General features: G+C 66.4%; 16 protein-coding genes and 2 tRNA genes. 6 read left to right on the top strand and 12 right to left on the bottom strand.

Going from position 1 to position 18,762, the window contains the following annotated elements; translation table 11 throughout:
• Nucleotides 1-34: 34 nt before the first annotated feature.
• The 6 genes from odhB to sdhC form a co-directional block, all read right to left on the bottom strand.
• Nucleotides 35-1,588 carry a 2-oxoglutarate dehydrogenase complex dihydrolipoyllysine-residue succinyltransferase gene (odhB, locus tag RAN53_RS11345; RefSeq protein WP_305796926.1) on the bottom strand — a complete coding sequence of 518 codons (1,554 nt, stop codon included), beginning with the start codon at nt 1,586-1,588 and terminating at the stop codon, nt 35-37.
• 40 nt (nt 1,589-1,628) lie between these two features.
• Complete coding sequence (locus RAN53_RS11340; RefSeq protein ID WP_305796925.1) at nt 1,629-4,463, bottom strand: 2-oxoglutarate dehydrogenase E1 component; 2,835 nt, start codon at nt 4,461-4,463, stop codon at nt 1,629-1,631.
• A gap of 268 nt (nt 4,464-4,731) precedes the next feature.
• Nucleotides 4,732-5,436, bottom strand: coding sequence for a succinate dehydrogenase iron-sulfur subunit (locus tag RAN53_RS11335; protein WP_305796924.1), 705 nt, complete (start codon nt 5,434-5,436; stop codon nt 4,732-4,734).
• A 26-nt stretch (nt 5,437-5,462) separates the two neighbouring features.
• Entirely contained in the window at nt 5,463-7,235 is a 1,773-nt protein-coding gene (sdhA, locus tag RAN53_RS11330) for a succinate dehydrogenase flavoprotein subunit (protein WP_305796923.1), read from the bottom strand.
• Nucleotides 7,236-7,238: 3 nt separating this feature from the next.
• Nucleotides 7,239-7,586 carry a succinate dehydrogenase, hydrophobic membrane anchor protein gene (gene sdhD, locus RAN53_RS11325; RefSeq protein ID WP_305796922.1) on the bottom strand — a complete coding sequence of 116 codons (348 nt, stop codon included), beginning with the start codon at nt 7,584-7,586 and terminating at the stop codon, nt 7,239-7,241.
• Complete coding sequence (gene sdhC, locus RAN53_RS11320; protein WP_305796921.1) at nt 7,580-7,957, bottom strand: succinate dehydrogenase, cytochrome b556 subunit; 378 nt, start codon at nt 7,955-7,957, stop codon at nt 7,580-7,582. The genes sdhD and sdhC overlap by 7 nt, the downstream gene beginning before the upstream one ends.
• A 451-nt stretch (nt 7,958-8,408) precedes the next feature.
• Here sdhC and gltA point away from each other — a divergent pair, with 451 nt between their 5' ends.
• Both gltA and RAN53_RS11310 read left to right on the top strand, forming a co-directional pair.
• Nucleotides 8,409-9,695 carry a citrate synthase gene (gene gltA / locus RAN53_RS11315; RefSeq protein ID WP_305796920.1) on the top strand — a complete coding sequence of 429 codons (1,287 nt, stop codon included), beginning with the start codon at nt 8,409-8,411 and terminating at the stop codon, nt 9,693-9,695.
• A gap of 172 nt (nt 9,696-9,867) precedes the next feature.
• Entirely contained in the window at nt 9,868-10,758 is an 891-nt protein-coding gene (locus RAN53_RS11310) for an NAD(P)-dependent oxidoreductase (protein WP_305796919.1), read from the top strand.
• A gap of 406 nt (nt 10,759-11,164) precedes the next feature.
• Here RAN53_RS11310 and RAN53_RS11305 read toward each other — a convergent pair.
• From RAN53_RS11305 to gltX, 3 genes are all read right to left on the bottom strand, one after another.
• A tRNA-Glu gene (locus tag RAN53_RS11305) sits at nt 11,165-11,240 on the bottom strand.
• Between the two features lie 24 nt (nt 11,241-11,264).
• Nucleotides 11,265-11,340: transfer RNA gene (locus RAN53_RS11300), tRNA-Ala, on the bottom strand.
• 59 nt (nt 11,341-11,399) lie between these two features.
• On the bottom strand, nt 11,400-12,878 hold the full coding sequence (gltX, locus tag RAN53_RS11295) for a glutamate--tRNA ligase (RefSeq protein WP_305796918.1): 1,479 nt from the start codon (nt 12,876-12,878) through the stop codon (nt 11,400-11,402).
• A 135-nt stretch (nt 12,879-13,013) separates the two neighbouring features.
• Between gltX and RAN53_RS11290 the strand changes: the two genes are divergently transcribed.
• Nucleotides 13,014-13,754: an SDR family NAD(P)-dependent oxidoreductase gene (locus tag RAN53_RS11290; RefSeq protein WP_305796917.1), complete on the top strand. Its 741-nt coding sequence runs from the start codon at nt 13,014-13,016 to the stop codon at nt 13,752-13,754.
• A 104-nt stretch (nt 13,755-13,858) separates the two neighbouring features.
• Nucleotides 13,859-14,455, top strand: a complete 597-nt coding sequence (locus tag RAN53_RS11285; RefSeq protein WP_305796916.1) for a helix-turn-helix domain-containing protein — start codon at nt 13,859-13,861, stop codon at nt 14,453-14,455.
• Between the two features lie 29 nt (nt 14,456-14,484).
• Here the strand turns inward: RAN53_RS11285 and RAN53_RS11280 are convergent, their stop codons facing one another.
• The gene (locus RAN53_RS11280; RefSeq protein ID WP_305796915.1) at nt 14,485-15,087 is read right to left on the bottom strand and encodes a hypothetical protein; all 603 of its coding nucleotides are present in this window, start codon (nt 15,085-15,087) and stop codon (nt 14,485-14,487) included.
• Between the two features lie 130 nt (nt 15,088-15,217).
• Between RAN53_RS11280 and dusA the strand changes: the two genes are divergently transcribed.
• Entirely contained in the window at nt 15,218-16,210 is a 993-nt protein-coding gene (gene dusA / locus RAN53_RS11275) for a tRNA dihydrouridine(20/20a) synthase DusA (RefSeq protein WP_305796914.1), read from the top strand.
• A gap of 46 nt (nt 16,211-16,256) precedes the next feature.
• Here dusA and RAN53_RS11270 read toward each other — a convergent pair whose 3' ends face one another.
• Nucleotides 16,257-17,288 (bottom strand): succinylglutamate desuccinylase/aspartoacylase family protein, encoded by a 1,032-nt coding sequence (locus RAN53_RS11270; RefSeq protein WP_305796913.1) that lies wholly within the window; start codon nt 17,286-17,288, stop codon nt 16,257-16,259.
• 157 nt (nt 17,289-17,445) lie between these two features.
• Here RAN53_RS11270 and RAN53_RS11265 point away from each other — a divergent pair, with 157 nt between their 5' ends.
• Nucleotides 17,446-18,060: a TetR family transcriptional regulator gene (locus RAN53_RS11265; RefSeq protein ID WP_305796960.1), complete on the top strand. Its 615-nt coding sequence runs from the start codon at nt 17,446-17,448 to the stop codon at nt 18,058-18,060.
• Between the two features lie 4 nt (nt 18,061-18,064).
• Here the strand turns inward: RAN53_RS11265 and RAN53_RS11260 are convergent, their stop codons facing one another.
• Nucleotides 18,065-18,742 (bottom strand): hypothetical protein, encoded by a 678-nt coding sequence (locus RAN53_RS11260; RefSeq protein WP_305796912.1) that lies wholly within the window; start codon nt 18,740-18,742, stop codon nt 18,065-18,067.
• Nucleotides 18,743-18,762: the final 20 nt, after the last annotated feature.

The raw sequence follows: 18,762 nt of genomic DNA, 5'->3' as shown, positions 1-18,762 counted from the left end.
GGCGCCGCCGGGATCAGCCGGCGGCTCGTGCCGCTCAGATGTCCAGCAGCAGGCGCGCCGGATCTTCCAGCAGCTCCTTGATGGTGACCAGGAACTGCACCGCGTCCTTGCCGTCGATCATGCGGTGATCATAGGAGACCGCCAGGTACATCATCGGACGGATCTCGACCTTGCCGTTCACCGCCATGGGGCGCTCCTGGATCTTGTGCATGCCCAGGATCGCGGTCTGCGGCGGGTTGATGATCGGCGTGGACATCAAGGAACCGAAGATCCCGCCGTTGGTGATGGTGAAGGTGCCACCCTGCATCTCGTCGATGCCGAGCTTGCCGTCACGCGCCCGCTTGCCGAAGTCGACGATGCCCTTCTCGACGTCGGCGATCTTCATGCTGTCGGTGTCGCGCAGCACCGGCACCACCAGGCCGCGATCGGTGGAGACCGCCACGCCGATGTCCTGGTAGCCGTGATAGACGATGTCGGTGCCGTCGATGGAGGCGTTGACGTCCGGGAAGCGCTTGAGCGCTTCGCTTGCCGCCTTGACGAAGAAGCCCATGAAGCCGAGCTTGACGTCGTGGGTCTTGACGAAGGTGTCCTTGTACTGGGCCCGCAGCGCCATCACCGCGCCCATGTCCACCTCGTTGTAGGTGGTGAGCATGGCGGCGGTCTGCTGGGCCTGGACCAGGCGCTTGGCGATGGTCTGGCGCAGGCGGCTCATGGGCACGCGCTTCTCGGGGCGCTCGCCCTCGACGGCGGGAGCCGCGGCGGCGGCCTTGGCGGCACCACCACCGGAAGCCTTGGCGGACTTCTTGGCGGAGCCCTCCTTCACGGCGCGCTGCACATCCTCCTTGAGGATGCGCCCACCCTTGCCGGTGCCCTCGATCTTGCTGACATCGAGGTCATGCTCGGCCACCAGCTTGCGGGCGGCCGGCGCGAGGATCTTGTCGCCGACCTTCTCGTCGCTGGCGCCATCGTCGGCGGAGGCCGCGGGCGTCTCATCGGCGGTGGTGCCGGCCTCACCGCCGGCGCCCTCGGCGAAGATCGCCAGCACCTGCTCGGATTCGACCTGGCTGCCCTCCTCGGCCTTGATCTCGGTCAGCGCGCCGTCGGCGGGGGCGACCACCTCCAGCACCACCTTGTCGGTCTCGATCTCGGCCAGCACCTCGTCGCGCTTGACCGCCTCGCCGACCTGCTTGTTCCAGCTGGCCACGGTGCCTTCCTGGATCGATTCGGGGAAGGTCGGCGCCTTCACCTCGTGCTGCTGGCCAGCGGCGGCCGGCTTCTCGGCCTTGGCGTCGCCCTTCTCGGCCTTGGCATCGGCCTTGCCCTCGTCCTTGGCCGCCGGCTTGTCGGCGGCGCCCTCACCGATACTTCCCAGCACCTGCTCGGATTCCACGGTCTCGCCCTCCTCGGCGAGCACCTCGGCGAGGACGCCCGCCTCGGGGGCCAGCACCTCGAGCACGACCTTGTCGGTCTCGATCTCGACGATCAGCTCGTCACGCTCAACGCTATCGCCCGGCTTCTTGTGCCAGGCAGCCACGCTGCCCTCGGCAACGGATTCCGGAAAGGTAGGGGCCTTGATCTCGGTAGCCATGTCGTATCCCTTGTGAGTTCTCTCGTCCCGGTGGGCGCCATTACAGATTGAAGGCGTCTTCCACCAGCTGGCGCTGCTGTTCGGTGTGCACGGACATGTAGCCCGCCGCGGGAGCCGCCGAGGCCGGGCGGCCGGCAAACTTGAGCTTGCCGCCCAGACCGTCCTTGAGCATGTCCGCCACGGCACGCATATGGTGCTGGCTCGAATACCAGGCGCCCTGGTTGAGCGGCTCCTCCTGGCACCACACGATGTCGGTGACGTTGGTATAGGCCTCGATCGCCTCGAACAGCTCCTCCTTGGGGAAGGGGTAGAGCTGTTCGATGCGCAGGATCGCCACGTCGTCGCGGGCGTTCTCCTCGCGCCAGGCCGCCAGGTCGTAGTAGACCTTGCCGGCACACAGGATGATGCGCTCGACCTTCGCCGACTCGAGCCGGGCCTGGTCGGCGATCACCATCTGGAACTTGCCCTCGGCCAGCTCGTCGAGGCTGGAGGTGGCCTCCTTGTGGCGCAGCAGGCTCTTGGGCGACATCACCACCAGCGGCTTTCTCAGCTTGCGGATCACCTGGCGGCGCAGCAGGTGGAAGATCTGCGCCGGGGTGGTGGGCACACAGACCTGCATGTTGTGCTCGGCACACATCTGCAGGAAGCGCTCGAGACGCGCCGAGGAGTGCTCGGGGCCCTGGCCCTCGTAGCCATGGGGCAGCAGCATGGTCAGGCCACACAGCCGGCCCCACTTGGTCTCGCCGGAGGAGATGAACTGGTCGACCAGCACCTGGGCGCCGTTGAAGAAGTCGCCGAACTGCGCCTCCCAGATCACCAGGTGGTTGGGCGCGGTGGTGGCATAGCCATACTCGAAGCCCAACACGGCCTCCTCGGAGAGGAAGGAGTCGTGGATGGTGAAGCGCGGCTGGCCATCGGCCATGTGCTGCAGCGGCACGTAGGCGCTGCCGTCCTTCTGGTTGTGGACCACCGCGTGGCGGTGGGAGAAGGTGCCACGGCCCACGTCCTGGCCGGTGATGCGCACCGGGTGCCCCTGGTCGACGAGCGTGGCGTAGGCCAGGGTCTCGGCGAAGCCCCAGTTGAGCGCCATGCCGCCGGCCTGCATCTTGCGGCGATCCTCGTAGATCTTGGCCACCTGACGCTGCACCTCGACCCCATCGGGGATCTCGCACATCTTCGCCGCCAGGCGCTGCAGCTTCTTCATGGGCACCGAGGTATCGGCGTGCCCGGTCCACTCGAGGCCCAGGTAGGGCTTCCAGTCGACGAACAGCGAGGTGTTGGGCTCCTGCACCAGGGCGTTAGCCACATGGTTGCCGGCCATCAGGTCCTCGCGGTAGGTCTCGATCATCGCCTTGGCTTCGTCCTCGGTTAGCACGCCCTGCTCCACCAGGCGGGCCGCGTACACGGCACGCGAGGAGGGATGATCCTTGATCTTGCTATACATCATCGGCTGGGTGCCGCTGGGCTCGTCGGCCTCGTTATGGCCGCGGCGGCGGTAGCACACCAGGTCGATCACCACGTCCTTCTTGAACTGCTGGCGGTAGTCCAGCGCCACCTGGGTGGCGTGTAGCACGGCATCCGGATCGTCGCCATTGACGTGGAAGATCGGCGCCTGAACCATCTTGGCGATATCGGTGCAGTACTCGGTGGAGCGCGAGTCCTCGGGATGCGAGGTGGTGAAGCCGACCTGGTTGTTGATCACGACATGCAGCGTGCCGCCGGTCTTGTAGGCACGGGTCTGGGACATCTGGAAGGTCTCCATGACCACGCCCTGACCGGCGAAGGCGGCATCGCCGTGCACGTTGATCGGCAGCACCTTGGTGCCTTCGCTGTCGTCGCGGCGATCCTGGCGGGCGCGCACCGAGCCCTCGACCACCGGGGAGACGATCTCGAGGTGGGAGGGGTTGAAGGCCAGCGCCAGGTGCACCTCGCCGCCCGGCGTCATGACATTGGAGCTGAAGCCCTGGTGGTATTTGACGTCGCCGGACCCGCGCTCGATCACCTTCTTGCCGTCGAACTCGTCGATCAGATCACCGGGGTTCTTGCCGAGGATGTTGACCAGCAGGTTGAGGCGGCCGCGGTGGGCCATGCCGATGACCACTTCCTTGACCCCATAGCCGCCACCGCGCTGGATAAGCTCGTCCATCATCGGGATGAACGACTCGCCACCCTCCAGGCCGAAACGCTTGGTACCCGGGTACTTGGAGGCCAGGTAGTTCTCCAGCCCCTCGGCCGCGGTCAGCCTCTCCAGCACGTGCTGGCGAACAGCGTTGCTGAACGTCGGCGCGCTGCGCACCGACTCGAAGCGCTGCTGAAGCCAGCGCTTCTCCTCGGTATCGACGATGTGCATGATCTCGCAGCCGATGGAGCGACAGTAGGTCTGCTCCAGGGCATCGACGATCTCCTTGAGCGGTGCCTTGTCCATGCCCAGGAAGAACGAACCGGTCTGGAATTCGGTATCGAGGTCGTTCTTCGACAGCTGGTGGAAGGAGAGGTCGAGGTCGGGGACCGGAAGCTGGCTGCGCAGGCCCAGCGGATCGATATTAGCCTTCTGGTGACCGCGGAAGCGGTAGGCGTTGATCAGCTGCAGGACCCTGACCTGCTTGCGATTCTCCTCACCATCGGCGGCAGCGGGCGCCAGTGCCGTGCGTCGCTGCTTGGCGAGCTGGTGGAACTGCTCGCGGACCGGGGTCAGGGGAACATCGTGGGAGGGGCCGTCCTCGGTGCGCGGCAGTTCGTCAAAGTACTGGCGCCACTCGTCGGGAACGGCGGAGGGGTCGTCGAGGTACTGCTCGTAGAGCGCTTCCACGTAGTGGACATTGCTGCCAGTAACGTGGGAGGAGCGCCACATCAACTCCATTATGCCTTGTTGCATCTCTCGGTCACCCTGCACTGATGGGGTGTGATCGGCGTCACCGCGACGCGGCCACGGCGACATCGGTGGTGCCCCGCCGGCTGGGGCCTATGCGTATCCGGCGGCTCCGGCCGTCGCTGGCCGAAAACCTTGAATTTCATGGTCAGAAGCCGGCACCCAGGGCACCGGCTTCCGACACTGTGTCCCTACCGCCCGCGACCCAGGGTCGCAGGCGATGGACTGAGGCATATGATACCAAGCCGCGGGACACGATTTAAGTGCCATCGACTCAGGTGCCGTCGGCCAGCAGCATCTCGCGGATCTTGCCGATCGCACGGGTGGGGTTGAGACCCTTGGGGCACACCGCCACGCAGTTCATGATGCCGCGGCAGCGGAACACGCTGAACGGATCCTCAAGCTCGGACAGGCGCTCGCTGGTGGCGGTATCGCGGGAGTCCACCAGGAAGCGGTAGGACTGCAGCAGACCGGCCGGACCCACGAACTTGTCCGGGTTCCACCAGAACGACGGGCAGGAGGTGGAGCAGCAGGCGCACAGGATGCACTCATAGAGGCCGTCGAGCTTGTCGCGATCCTCCGGTGACTGCAGGCGCTCGATGGCCGGCGCCGGCTCATCGTTCTGCAGGTAGGGCTGGATGCGCTCGTACTGCTGATAGAACAGCCCCATGTCGACCACCAGGTCGCGGATCACCGGCAGGCCAGGCAGCGGGCGCAGCGTAAGCTTGTTGCCCTTCACCACCTCGGAGAGCGGGGTGATGCAGGCCAGGCCGTTCTTGCCGTTCATGTTCATGCCGTCGGAACCGCACACGCCCTCGCGGCAGCTGCGACGGAAGGCCAGGCCGTTGTCCTGTTCCTTCATCATGTGCAGGACGTCGAGCACCATGACGTCACGCCCCTGGGTGTCGACCTGGAACTCCTGCATGTAGGGCGCGGAGTCGGTCTCCGGATTGTAGCGGTAGATGGATACCTGAAGCATCGTGGCTCACCCTCGTATTTGCTGAATTAGTAGGTACGGACTTTCGGCTCGAAGGTGTCGACGGTCCTGGGCTTGAAGTTGACATCGCGCTGACCGACCGTCTTGTCGGCCGGGAAGTAGAGCGAGTGCTTCAGCCAGTTGACGTCGTCACGGTCCGGGTAGTCGTAGCGAGAGTGGGCGCCACGGCTCTCCTTGCGCTCGAGCGCGGCGATGGCGGTGGCCTCGGCCACTTCCATCAGGTTGTCCAGCTCGAGGGCCTCGACGCGGGCGGTGTTGAAGGCGTTGGACTTGTCGGGCAGATAGGCGTTGGCGATGCGGCCACGCAGCTCGGCCAGCTGCTTGACGCCCTTCTGCATGTTCTCTTCCTCGCGGAACACGCCGAAGGAGTTCTGCATGATGGCCTGCAGCTCACGCTTGAGCTCCGGCACGGTCTCGCCGCCCTCGGACTCGTTCCAGCGCGTGATGCGCTTCATCGCGGTCTCGACATCGGACTCGGAGGCGTCGAGGTAGTCGATGCCCTCGTTCAGCGCGCCCTCGATGAACATGCCCGCCGCGCGGCCGAACACCACCAGGTCGAGCAGCGAGTTGCCGCCCAAGCGGTTGGCGCCGTGGACCGAGACGCAGGCCGCCTCGCCACAGGCGAACAGGCCGTTGACGATCTGGTCCTTGCCGTCTTCACCCCGCATGATGGCCTGGCCATGCACGTTGGTCGGCACACCCCCCATCATGTAGTGACAGGTCGGCACCACCGGGATCGGCTCCTTGGCCGGATCGACGTGGGCGAAGGTCTTGGAGAGCTCGACGATGCCGGGCAGGCGCTTGCCGAGGACTTCCTCGCCCAGGTGATCCAGCTTGAGGAAGACGTGGTCGCCGTGCTCGCCACAGCCACGCCCCTCGAGGATCTCCATGACCATGGAGCGCGCGACCACGTCGCGGCCGGCCAGGTCCTTGGCGTTGGGTGCATAGCGCTCCATGAAACGCTCGCCATCCTTGTTGACCAGGTAGCCACCCTCGCCGCGACAGCCCTCGGTCACCAGGGTGCCCGCGCCGTAGATGCCGGTGGGGTGGAACTGCCACATCTCCATGTCCTGCATCGGGAAGCCGGCACGCAGCGCCATGCCGATGCCATCACCGGTGTTGATCAGGGCATTGGTGGTGGAGGCGTAGATACGCCCGGAGCCACCGGTGGCCAGCACGGTCGCCTTGGACTTGACGTGCACCACTTCGCCGGTCTCGATATCCATGGCGATGCAGCCCACCACGTCACCGTTGGCGTTCTTGACCAGATCGACGGCGTACCACTCGTTCAGGAAGGTGGTGTTGTTCTTCAGATTGTTCTGGTAAAGCGTGTGCAGCAGGGCATGACCGGTACGGTCGGCCGCCGCACAGGTGCGCGCCGCCTGGCCGCCGGTGCCGAAGTCCTTGGACTGGCCACCGAACGGACGCTGGTAGATGCGGCCGTTGTCGAAGCGCGAGAACGGCAGGCCCATATGCTCGAGTTCGAAGACGGCCTTGGGCCCCTCGGAGCACATGTATTCAGCGGCGTCCTGGTCGGCGATATAGTCACCGCCCTTGACGGTGTCGTACATGTGCCAGCGCCAGTCGTCGTCGGGGTCGGCGGAGGCGATGGCACAGGTGATGCCACCCTGGGCAGACACGGTGTGCGAGCGGGTCGGAAAGACCTTGGAGAGTACCGCGGTCTTCTTGCCGGACTTGGCAAGCTCCAGGGCGGCCCGCAGGCCGGCACCACCACCGCCGATGATGATGGCGTCGAAGGTCAGGCTACGCATGTTGGACATGAATCAGGCTCCCCACAGAATCTGAATGCCCCAGACCAGGAAGGCAAAGATGGCCAGGATGACAAGAAGTTGAACGGTCACGCGGATGGCGGTCGGCTTGAGGTAGTCGGTGGTCACGGTCCACAGCCCCACCCAGGCGTGGCCCGCCAGAGAGACGAAGGCCAGCAGCGAGAAGATGCGCATCCAGGTCTGAGCGAACAGGCCGCTCCAGGTCGCGTAGTCGAGATTCGGGTTGAACAGCAGGTAGAGAACGATGAAGAGCGTATAGACCGCCATGACAACGGCGGAGACTCGCTGGATCAGCCAGTCGGAGAGGCCGCTGCGGCCAAGGTTCGTGACGTTGGTTACCATACCCAGACTCCCGCCAGAATGATCAGTACGGCGCTCACCACCACGGTGATCTGCGCCTTCTTGTGGCCGCCCTCGAGGGTCACGCCGATATCCATGTCCATCAGCAGGTGCTTGATGCCGGCCACGAAGTGGAAGGCCAGGGCAGACAGCAGCCCCCAGGCGACCAGCTTGGCCAGGAAGTTATTCGCCAGGGCATCGCTCACGGCCACGAAGCCGGCGGGCGAGGAGAGCGAGGTGCTCAGGGCCCAGAAGGCGAAGATCAGGCCGATGAAAAGAATGACGCCGGTGATGCGGTGAGCGATCGACGTCAGGGCGGGTAGCGGAAACTGTATCGTGGACAGATCCAGGTTTACGGGTCGTTTGCTATTCACGGCTCTCTACACACTCTCTATGGCCCGCATGGGAAGCTTGAAAAGGCTCCGGACGGGCGGTGGTTTCGGGAAGGCATCGACCGTTGCCGGGGGGCGGCAAGGCCGGCGGTACCTGCCAGTCGCGCGGGGTGGATTATAGGGGCCCGCCCGCCCCATGACAAACCGGGCAAGCCCCGACTAGACCATGGTGCAAAGCCTGCGCGCGCCCTTTTGGCCTGCGCGGTGGCGGAAGTGGCCGGGAGACCGCGCCACGATGGTGCTTTGCACCATTTGTTGGACAAGTCCTTTACGTCAAGAATATTCGCGTACACGATGGCGCTCGCCATGGGCTAATTGACAATCGCTGGGACGCTTCTATAGTGGGCGAACCTTTTTCGCCGGCACCCCCCTGCGAAGACGCCAAAGAATGAATGACTTATCGCCCTATCACGAACTCGAGAGGAGGCCTTCCATGGCTGACAGGAAAGCGACGCTGACGGTTGACGGCCTGGACAAGACGATCGAACTGCCCGTCTACTCGGGCTCCCTGGGCCCCGACGTGATCGACGTCCGCGGACTCGGCGCCGAGGGCCTGTTCACCTATGACCCCGGTTTCATGGCCACCTCCTCCTGCCAGTCGGCCATCACCTACATCGATGGCGGCAAGGGCGTCCTGCTGCACCGCGGCTACCCCATCGACCAGCTCGCCAAGGAATCCAACTTCGTCGAGCTATGCTACCTGCTGCTGTTCGGCGAGCTGCCCAATGATGCGCAGTACGCCGACTTCGAGTCGCGGATCAGCAACCACACCATGGTCCATGACCAGATCAACAACTTCTTCAAGGGCTTCCGTCGCGATGCCCACCCGATGTCGATCCTGTGCGGCGTGGTCGGTGGCCTGGCTGCCTTCTACCACGACCACATGGACATCAACGTGCAGGAGGACCGCGAGATCAGCGCCATCCGCCTGATCGCCAAGATGCCGACCATCGCCGCGATGTCCTACAAGTACAACGTGGGCCAGCCGTTCAACTACCCGCGCAACGACCTGAGCTATGCAGAGAACTTCCTCTACATGATGTTCAGCAATCCCTGCGAGGAGTACCGGATCAACCCGGTCTACGCCAAGGCCATGGACCGCATCTTCATGCTCCACGCGGACCACGAGCAGAACGCCTCCACCTCCACGGTGCGACTGGCGGGCTCCACCGGCGCCAACCCCTTCGCCTGCATCAGCGCCGGCATCGCGGCCCTGTGGGGCCCGGCTCACGGCGGTGCCAACGAGGCGGTGCTGAACATGCTCGACGAGATCGGCGACGACTCCGAGGAGAACATCCAGCGCTTCGTCGACAAGGCCAAGGACAAGGAAGACCCGTTCAAGCTGATGGGCTTCGGCCACCGCGTCTACCGCAACTTCGACCCGCGCGCCAAGGTGATGAAGGAGACCTGCGACGAGGTGCTGGCCGAACTGGGCCTCGCCGACGACCCGCAGCTGAAGATCGCCAAGCGCCTGGAGCAGATCGCCCTGGAGGACGAGTACTTCATCGAGCGCAAGCTCTATCCGAACGTCGACTTCTACTCCGGCATCATCCTCAAGGCCATGGGCATCCCCAAGAACATGTTCACGGTGATCTTCGCCGTGTCCCGCACCATCGGCTGGATCTCCCACTGGAACGAGATGCTCAGCGACAGCTACAAGATCGGTCGCCCGCGCCAGCTCTATACCGGCCACGACCAGCGCGACTACCCGACCAAGTGAGGTCGGCAGACGCGGCCTGAGGCCGCACGTGCCACGCTCATGAAAGCCGCCTGCGGGCGGCTTTCTGCTGCCTGGACCGAACTGCCCATCGCGCCCTCTGCTACCGAGCCCCCACTTTCGATACCCTACTACCGCCTCCCCACCTCCTCACTTCAGCAAGGAGCGAGCCACCATGAGCAACAGCATCTCCACCGTCGCCTTTATCGGCCTGGGCGTCATGGGCTACCCCATGGCCGGTCACCTGGTCCGCGCCGGCCTCGACGTGCGCGTCTTCAACCGCACCGAGTCCCGCGCCGAGGCCTGGGTCAAGGAGTTCGGCGGCAGCCACCACCCCACACCCAGCGAGGCCGCCAGCGGCGCCGACCTGGTGCTGGTGTGCGTGGGCAACGACGATGACGTGCGCCAGGTCACCACCGGCGAGCAGGGCGCCCTCTCCGGCATGGCCGAGGGCAGCCTGCTGGTCGACCACACCACCGCATCCGCCGATCTCGCCGAGGAACTCGACGCCGCCTGTCGCGAACGCGGCATCGGCTTCGTGGATGCCCCCGTCTCCGGTGGCCAGCAGGGCGCAGAGAACGGCGCCCTGACCATCATGTGCGGCGGCGATGACGCCGACTTCGCCCGCATCGAGCCGGTGCTCGGCCACTACGGCCGCGCCGTGACGCTGATGGGACCCGCCGGCAGCGGCCAGCTGACCAAGATGGTCAACCAGATCTGCATCGCCGGCCTGGTCCAGGGCCTGGCCGAGGGGCTGCACTTCGCCGAGCAGGCCGGCCTCGACCGCCAGCGGGTAGTGGACGTCATCAGCAAGGGGGCCGCCGGCTCCTGGCAGATGGAGAACCGCCACGGGACCATGATCGATGATGAGTACGAGCACGGCTTCGCCGTGGACTGGATGCGCAAGGACCTCGGCATCTGCCTCGAGCAGGCGCGTCGACTCCAGGCACGCCTGCCGGTGACCGCCCTGGTGGATCAGTTCTATGCCGACGTCCAGGTGATGGGCGGCGGCCGCTGGGACACCTCTTCGCTGCTGCGTCGCCTGCGCGCCGTGAAGCCCGACTGACCCCCTCGAGCAGCGGCCCGGGAGGGCCGCTGCGAGGCCGCTTTTCCACCGCCTTGGCGTTTTCCACACATTCTGTGGATAACCCTGTTCAAAACCTCTCGAAAAGGTCTCACAATCGCCATGAGCAGCGGCCTGCGCTTAGATTGATCATTTTTTGACCTTATTTAACTTATTGTTTTAAAAGGGTTTTAATGAAAGCCCAGGCACCACGGGGCTCTGCGGCCGACCTGTGCACAGACAAGCGCCCAGAACCACGCAGGGTGGACAAGTCAAGCGGAAATCGCCTCAAAATCGGCGTCAGGGAGGGGGTATAACGTGAGAAATGTCAACGCTGGCAGCATGCGCCAGGGGTACCGCCGGGGAACAGAAAGGGCACCCGCGAAGGGGTGCCCTTTCTGAAAGAATATGGCGTCCCATAGGGGGTTCGAACCCCTGTTACCGCCGTGAAAGGGCGGTGTCCTAGGCCACTAGACGAATGGGACGTGACCTTCACGTGATGCACGATTTGGTGGAGCCTAGCGGGATCGAACCGCTGACCTCAACACTGCCAGTGTTGCGCTCTCCCAGCTGAGCTAAGGCCCCAACGTGCCGTGAAGACGAGGCGTATGTTACTGATACGCCCCGGCTTCGTCAACTCTTTTTCAGAGCTCCCGGTACTCCTTCTCGAAGCGCTTGGCCTGCTTCTTGGAGACGCCGCCCAGCACCTCGATGGCGTGGCGCAGACGGGCCCGGGTCATGTCGGAGCCCAGGATCGCCATGGCATCCATCACCGAGGTGCTGGCGCTGGACCCGGTGACGGCGATGAACACCGGTGCCAGGAAGTCCTTCATCTTGAGCTCGAAGTGCGCCGCCAGCGCCTTGACCTCGGCGAGCAGCGCCTCCTTGTGCCAGGCGGGTACCGCCTCGAGGCGCCACACCAGGAACTGCAGCAGCCTGAGCAGGTCCTCGCGGCCCAGCTTGACGCCGTCGAAGCTCTCCTCGGTGATCCGCGGCAGGCCCGAGAAGAAGTGCCCGGCCAGCGGCACCACCTCGGAGAGGGTCTCCACCCGCGGGCGCACCTGGGGCAGGATCTGCTTGACGTAGGACTCGTTGAAGGCCCACTCCATCAGCGCCTTGAGGAAGCCCTCGTCGTCGAGCTCCTCGCGGATATAGAGGCCATTGAGCCAGGTGAGCTTCTCCAGGTCGAAGACCGGCCCGCCCAGCGAGACCCGCTGGATATCGAAGTGGGCCATCATCTCGTCGAGGCTGAACTTCTCGCGCTCGTCGGGCATCGACCAGCCCATGCGACCCAGGTAGTTGGTCACCGCCTGGGGCAGGTAGCCCATGCGCCGGTAGTAGTTGATGGAGGTCGGGTTCTTGCGCTTGGAGAGCTTGGACTTGTCGGGGTTGCGCAGCAGCGGCATATGGCAGAGCTCGGGCATCTCCCAGCCGAAATACTCATAGAGCAGCTGGTGTTTGGGCGCCGAGTTGATCCACTCCTCGCCGCGCAGCACGTGGGTGATGCCCATCAGGTGGTCATCCACCACGTTGGCCAGGTGGTAGGTGGGCATGCCGTCGGACTTGAGCAGGATCTGGGCATCGACCTGGGCCCAGTCCACCTCGATGGTGCCGCGCAGCATGTCCTGGACGACACAGGTGCCGCTCGCCGGCACCTGCATGCGCACCACATGCGGCCAACCTTCCTTCTCGCGACGCGCCTGCTCGTCGGCGGGCAACGCCAGGTCGGCGGACTTGAGCGCCAGGTGCATGCCCGCGGCCTTGCGTGCCTCGCGCAGCTCGTCCAGCTCCTCGCTGGTGCGGTAGCACCTGAAGGCGTGACCGGCCTCGATCAGCTGGCGGGCATACTCGGCGTAGATATCGCCGCGTTCACTCTGGCGGTAGGGACCGTGGGGGCCACCCACGTCGGGCCCCTCGTCCCATTCCAGCCCCAGCCAGCGCAGCGAGTCGAGGATCATCTGCTCCGACTCCGGGGTCGAGCGCACCCGGTCGGTATCCTCGATGCGCAGGATGAACTGGCCGCCGTGCTGACGGGCGAAGCACAGGTTGAACAGGGCGATGTAGGCGGTGCCGACGTGGGGGTCGCCGGTCGGTGATGGCGCGATACGCGTGCGTACGGTCATGGCGTTGCGGTGTCCCGGGTCCGATGGTGGATGGATGGCGGCATTATACGCACCTGCCGACGCCTCGGCAGCCGTGGCCGGGAATCATCCGGCCTGACCGGGGTCAATGTCTGGTCAACTGCCAAGGAGAGCGCGATGCTTGCACAACTGCCTGACGGCTTCACCGCCGTGATCACCGGCGCCGGCGGCGGCATCGGCGGCGCCGTGATCGACGCCCTGCTGGCGAGCCCCCGGCCCGGGAGGGTGATCGGCGTCGGGCGTCGGGCACCGCACCGCGACGATCCCCGCTTCGAGGGCCTCGCCCTCGCCCTGGACGATTCGCAGCAGCGTATCGCGTTGGCCGCCCACCTCGAGGGGGCGCCACTGCACCTGCTGTTCAACACCATCGGCATGCTCCACGACGAGGCCCGCGGGATCCACCCGGAGAAGCGCCTCGATGACCTCGAGCCGGCGGCCCTCGCCCGCCTGTTCGAGATCAACGCCACCCTGCCGGCGATGCTGCTCCAGGTGCTGCAGCCCGCCTTCAAGGGACGCCACCCTACGCTGGTGGCCAGCCTCTCGGCGAGGGTGGGCTCCATCGAGGACAACCGCCTGGGGGGCTGGTACGCCTATCGCGCCAGCAAGGCGGCCCATAACATGCTGATGCGCGCCGCCGCGGTGGAACTGCGCCGCCTCAATCGCGACAGCACGGTGGTCTGCCTGCATCCCGGCACCACCGACACCGCGCTGTCGGCGCCCTTCCAAGCCCGGGTGCCCAAGGAGAAGCTGTTCACCCCGGCCTTCGTCGCCGAGCGGCTGCTCGCCGTGCTGGGCGAACGCACCCCCGAGGAGAGCGGTAGCTTCTACGACTGGGCCGGCGAGCCGGTCGCCTGGTAGCCAACGCTGACGCAGCGTTGGCTGCGCGCTATTGCACAGGCCGCGGTGATCGCAGATCATCGCGGGTCATCAAAGAACCTCACGAACGTCGACAGGATGGAGACATGCACTCACTAGGTCCGCGGATCAAGGCGCTACGCGAGGAAGCCAAGCTCAACAAGGCCTCCCTGGCACGCCGGGTTGGAGTCTCGGACGTCACCATCTCCTACTGGGAGTCCGGCGCCATCAAGCAGATCGGCCATGAGCGCCTGGTCGCTCTGGCCCGAGCCCTGGAGTGCCCGCTCTCCCGCCTGCTGGAGGGTGACGGCAGCGGCCGAGCCGCCCCTCTCTATCTGCGGCGCCATCCGCCGGCACCCTGGCATGACCGCCACGCGGGGCGCATCGACCTGCCCTTCGAACTGGTGCCCGAACTGGAGTGGGAGGGCGACTGCTTCCTGGTGACCCCGGCCCCCGATGAGCCCTTCGACTTCCTCGCCCCCGGCGACCTGGTCGCCGTGGCGCCCACCGAGATCTTTCGCCGCGCCGGCCTCTACCTGATCCAGCAGGAGGGCGAGCACCGGGTACGCCATGTCACCCAGGCCACCGACGGCGCCCTGCGCTTCGCTCGCCCCGACGCCGAGTCCCCCTCCGGCTACACCTCAGACACCCTGCTGCTGGGCAAGCTGCTGGCGCGCTGGCATCCCGGGGTGCTCCAGCCGTGATTCGCTAGCTGCCCCCTCTGGGCAGGCGCCTACTCGACCCGCAGCACTTCCACTCGGTCATGGGTGCGACGCGTCTCGCTGCCCACCAGGAAGCGCTGGCTGTAGCTGGCCACCTGCCCCAGGCCATGTCGGGACTGCTGTACCAGGGGCCCGTCGAGATGCTCGTTCTCCTCGCCCAGCCGGTCGCGCACCGAGCGTGGCTGAACGCTGCCCTCCTGCACGTCGACGGTGACACGATAGCCACCATCCGGTAGCCCGCTGCCGGGGCCGAAGGGCCCGGCCACGAAACCGCCCGCCTCCACCGACACGCGTTCGCGCCAGCGCACTCCGCTGACCTCCCGCTCGACGATGACCTGCAGGCGGGTCGCCTCGGGCAGGTTGGTCTCGCCCTCCACCGTCAGGCGCCGATCGCTGCCCAGCCGGGGGGTGAGCTCGATCGCTACCGGCTGGTCGAAGGGCGGCACCTCGGGTGCCTCGGGCACGGCCGACGGCTCGGGGCTCTCGGCGGCACTCGTTGCGGCGGGGCTCGTCTCGGCAGGCTCGCCCGCCACCGGCTCCTCCTCGCCACCGCTGCAGCCGGCCAGCAGCATCACCAGCAGCAACGGAACTACCGCGCACAGCGCCCTTGTCATCGGCTCTCTCCCGCCAGTCTCATCAGCCTTCAGGCTACCACCGCAGGTGGCCGGCGTCGTCCACCCCTCGGCCTGACGACGGCGGGCTGATACCATATGCTCTCCTCCACGCCCGACCTCCGTGATGCCGATGACACTCGATCGTACCTTCTCCGTGGCCCCGATGATGGACTGGACGACCCGCGATTACCGCGCCTTCGCCCGGACCCTGACGCGCCACGCCCTGCTCTACACCGAGATGGTGACCACCGGCGCCATCCTCCACGGCAGCCCGCGGGAGCGCTTCCTCGGCTTCGATGCGGTGGAGCATCCGCTCGCCCTGCAGCTGGGCGGCAGCGACGCCGGCGAGCTGGCCGAGTGCGCGGCCATCGCCGAGGAATGGGGCTATGACGAGGTCAACCTCAACGTCGGCTGCCCCAGTGACCGGGTGCAGAACAACCTGATCGGCGCCTGCCTGATGGGCCACCCGGAGAAGGTCGCCGCCGCGGTGCGCGCCATGCGCGCGGCGGTGTCGATCCCGGTCACCGTCAAGTGCCGCATCGGCATCGATGATCAGGACGAGGACGCCGATCTTTCGCGCTTCATCGATATCGTCGCCGACGCCGGCTGCGACACCTTCATCGTGCATGCGCGCAAGGCCTGGCTCGAGGGGCTCTCCCCCAAGGAAAACCGCGACGTACCGCCGCTCAACTACCCCCGGGTGCATCGCCTGAAGGCCAGCCGTCCCGAACTGCATATCGGCATCAACGGCGGGCTGAAGACGCTCGACGCCTGCCGCGAGCAGCTCGCATTCGTCGACAGCGTGATGGTCGGCCGCGAGGCCTACCAGAATCCCTGGCTGCTGGCCGGCATCGACCAGGCCCTCTACGGCATGCCGGGGCCGGCACAGAGCCGCCACGGCGCGGCCCGCGCCCTGCGCCCCTATATCGCCCGCCGCCTCGACGAGGGCGCCAGGCTCAACCACCTCACCCGCCACCTGCTGGGGCTCTTCCAGGGCCAGCCGGGCGGGCGCAAGTTCCGCCGTCATCTCTCCGAGAACGCCCACCGCGAGGGCGCAGGCCTGTCGATCTTCGACGATGCCCTGGGCCTGGTCACCGAACGCGAGGCCCCCGCCGCGGCCTGAAGCCACTCGGTGCAACGCGCAGTGCATCAGTACCACAGTGCAACACTCAGTACATGGGATCGGGGGGCGGCTCGAGGCTCGAGTGGAAGTCCTCGATGGCGCTCTCGGCCTCCGCGATGGCATCGAAGCGGGCGATATGGAACAGCGCCTCGCCCTCGTTGGCCAGCGGCAGCCGGCTCATGCCGATGACGATGCCGTCCGCCATGGCACGCACCTCCCCTTCCGCATTGCCGAAGGGATCCGCCACCCGGCCCAGCACATCGCCCTTGGCGACCCGGGCGCCCAGGCGCACCTTGGGGCGCAGGATGCCGTCGATGGGCGCCCGCGCCCAGCTCGAGCCATTGGCCACCTCGGCGGCCGGCGGGTCGCGGCGGCGCCGCTCGCCGGCCAGCATCCCCAGGCGGCGCATCACCCTGATCACCCCCCGCACCCCCGGGGTGATCGCCCATTCGTCGAAGCGCAATGCCTCTCCGGCCTCGTAGGTCAGCACCGGTATCCCGCGATTCTGGGCATAGTGGCGCAGGCTGCCCTCGCGCAGCTCGGCGTTGAGGATCACCGGCGCGCCGAAGGCGTTGGCCATGCGCTCGGTCTCGCCCCCCGGCGTCAGCTGGGCGCGGATCTGCGGCAGGTTGGTGCGGTGTATCGCCCCGGTGTGCAGGTCGATGATATGCGTGGCCTGGTCGACGATCGCCTCGCGGAACAGCGCCGCCATGCGCCCGCCCAGGGAGCCCGATTCGCTGCCCGGGAAGCAGCGGTTGAGATCGCGGCGATCGGGCAGATAGCGGCTGTGCTGCACCAGGCCGAAGACATTGACGATAGGGACGGCGACCAGGGTGCCACGCAGGCCCTGGAGCTGCTTCGAGCGCAGCAGTCGCCGCACGATCTCCACGCCGTTGATCTCGTCACCGTGGATGCCTCCGCACACCAGCAGCGTGGGCCCCGCCTGGCGGCCGTGGACCACCTCCACCGGAATGGAGAGCGGCGCATGGGTATACAGGCGCGCGGCCGGGACATCGATCTGGGTGCGGGAGCCAGCGGCGATGCGCACGCCGGCGAGGTCGAAGGGGGCTCGAGCCATCGGACGCTCCTGGGGCTGTTGTTTATCTGATTCTTATACGCCCTGGGCGGCGAGATGGCGAGGGGAAAGCCGGGGGCGTTAGGCATACAGCAATGTATGTAAATACGCGAGAGGATCGGGTAGAATGGAAGACTATTTTCCCCATGAGAGCCTGCCCATGGCCCGACGCACCAAGGCCGAGGCCGCCGCCACCCGCGAGGCCCTGCTCGACGCCGCCGAGGAGGTCTTCCTCGAGAAGGGCGTCGCCCGCACCTCTCTCGAGCAGATCGCCCGCCACGCCGGCGTGACCCGCGGCGCCGTCTACTGGCACTTCCGCAACAAGGCCGACCTCTTCCAGGCCATGCTCGGCCGGGTGCGCATGCCTTTCCAGGAGCTGGTCGCGGAGATCGGTGATCCGAGCCTGGTAGAGCGTCCTCTCGAGGCCATCCGGCTGGCCATCCTCAAGGGCTTCGAGCGTCTGGAGCAGCCTCGCTATCGGCGCGTTCACGCCATCCTGATCCACCACTGTGAAACGTTCGGCGACATCGACCCCTTGGCCATGCAGAACGAGATGACCGACGAGGCCTGCGGCGCCCTCGCCGACTACTTCGGCTGCGCCGCCCGCCTGGGTCAGCTACGCGAGGACCTATCTCCCGCCACCGCCGCCGAACTGATGCAGGCGATGCTCGGCGGGCTCTTCCACGACTGGTTGCGCAACCACGAGCGCTTCTCACTGGTAGCCAAGGGCCGCGAGCTGGTGGGCACCCAGCTCGCCCTGATGCGCCGCGCCTAGCGCCTCAACCCCGCGAGGCAGTGGCCGAACGGTCACCACCGATGCGCAGCCGACTGAGGTGGGCCCGAGTCTCGCGAAACTCATTGGCGTCCACGCTGCGATAGGCCCCCTCCTCCGCGACATACTTCACCAGCACCCGCTGCTCGCCGGCATGTGGCATGCTGCCTTCCTTGCCGTGCAGGCGCACCTCGAGCTGAGGATCATCGAGCAGGGTGGCACGCGTCCAGCCCTCGCCATCCGGGTCGGCCAGCACCTCGACATGCTCACCCAGCAGGCAGCGCTGGTGGCCGAGAAGGTGGCGGTGAAACCAGCGCCGCATCGAACCGCAGAGTGCCGCGGCCAGCGGTGAGGCGATGGCGAAGGCGCCCCACAGCACCGCCACGCCCAGCGGCACCCGGAAGAAGCCCAGGTCCAGCCAGCGCAGGCCGAGCAGCTCCACCGCCAGGGTGATGGCCGCGGCCAGCAACAGCAGCACCGACAGCGAGAAGGAGGCCGGCACCCCGGCGAAGCCCAGGGCCACCAGTGAGCTTGAGAGGTAGTCCCCCTTCAGGCTGTCGTGCTCGAACAGCTCCAGCGGTGCCAGGCGCAACGCCACCAGCACCCAGTAGAGCAGTACCAGCGGCATCAGCACGCTGAATACCACCACCGGAAAACTCAGCGCAATCTCCATGACGAACGGCATGGCTACCTCCTCGTGGTAAT

Source organism: Halomonas sp. SSL-5 (genome assembly GCF_030708455.1).
GTDB lineage: Bacteria > Pseudomonadota > Gammaproteobacteria > Pseudomonadales > Halomonadaceae > Halomonas.
The sequence above is the reverse complement of the archived record's forward strand: the minus strand, read 5'-3'. Positions and strand labels throughout refer to the sequence as shown.

Bases quoted from the DNA above. Each gene is read 5' to 3' on its own strand.
- odhB (WP_305796926.1), bottom strand. From the start codon at position 1,588: ATGGCTACCGAGATCAAGGCCCCTACCTTTCCGGAATCCGTTGCCGAG.
- RAN53_RS11340 (WP_305796925.1), bottom strand. From the start codon at position 4,463: ATGCAACAAGGCATAATGGAGTTGATGTGGCGCTCCTCCCACGTTACT.
- RAN53_RS11335 (WP_305796924.1), bottom strand. From the start codon at position 5,436: ATGCTTCAGGTATCCATCTACCGCTACAATCCGGAGACCGACTCCGCG.
- sdhA (WP_305796923.1), bottom strand. From the start codon at position 7,235: ATGTCCAACATGCGTAGCCTGACCTTCGACGCCATCATCATCGGCGGT.
- sdhD (WP_305796922.1), bottom strand. From the start codon at position 7,586: ATGGTAACCAACGTCACGAACCTTGGCCGCAGCGGCCTCTCCGACTGG.
- gltA (WP_305796920.1), top strand. From the start codon at position 8,409: ATGGCTGACAGGAAAGCGACGCTGACGGTTGACGGCCTGGACAAGACG.
- RAN53_RS11310 (WP_305796919.1), top strand. From the start codon at position 9,868: ATGAGCAACAGCATCTCCACCGTCGCCTTTATCGGCCTGGGCGTCATG.
- gltX (WP_305796918.1), bottom strand. From the start codon at position 12,878: ATGACCGTACGCACGCGTATCGCGCCATCACCGACCGGCGACCCCCAC.
- RAN53_RS11290 (WP_305796917.1), top strand. From the start codon at position 13,014: ATGCTTGCACAACTGCCTGACGGCTTCACCGCCGTGATCACCGGCGCC.
- RAN53_RS11285 (WP_305796916.1), top strand. From the start codon at position 13,859: ATGCACTCACTAGGTCCGCGGATCAAGGCGCTACGCGAGGAAGCCAAG.
- RAN53_RS11280 (WP_305796915.1), bottom strand. From the start codon at position 15,087: ATGACAAGGGCGCTGTGCGCGGTAGTTCCGTTGCTGCTGGTGATGCTG.
- dusA (WP_305796914.1), top strand. From the start codon at position 15,218: ATGACACTCGATCGTACCTTCTCCGTGGCCCCGATGATGGACTGGACG.
- RAN53_RS11270 (WP_305796913.1), bottom strand. From the start codon at position 17,288: ATGGCTCGAGCCCCCTTCGACCTCGCCGGCGTGCGCATCGCCGCTGGC.
- RAN53_RS11265 (WP_305796960.1), top strand. From the start codon at position 17,446: ATGGCCCGACGCACCAAGGCCGAGGCCGCCGCCACCCGCGAGGCCCTG.
- RAN53_RS11260 (WP_305796912.1), bottom strand. From the start codon at position 18,742: ATGCCGTTCGTCATGGAGATTGCGCTGAGTTTTCCGGTGGTGGTATTC.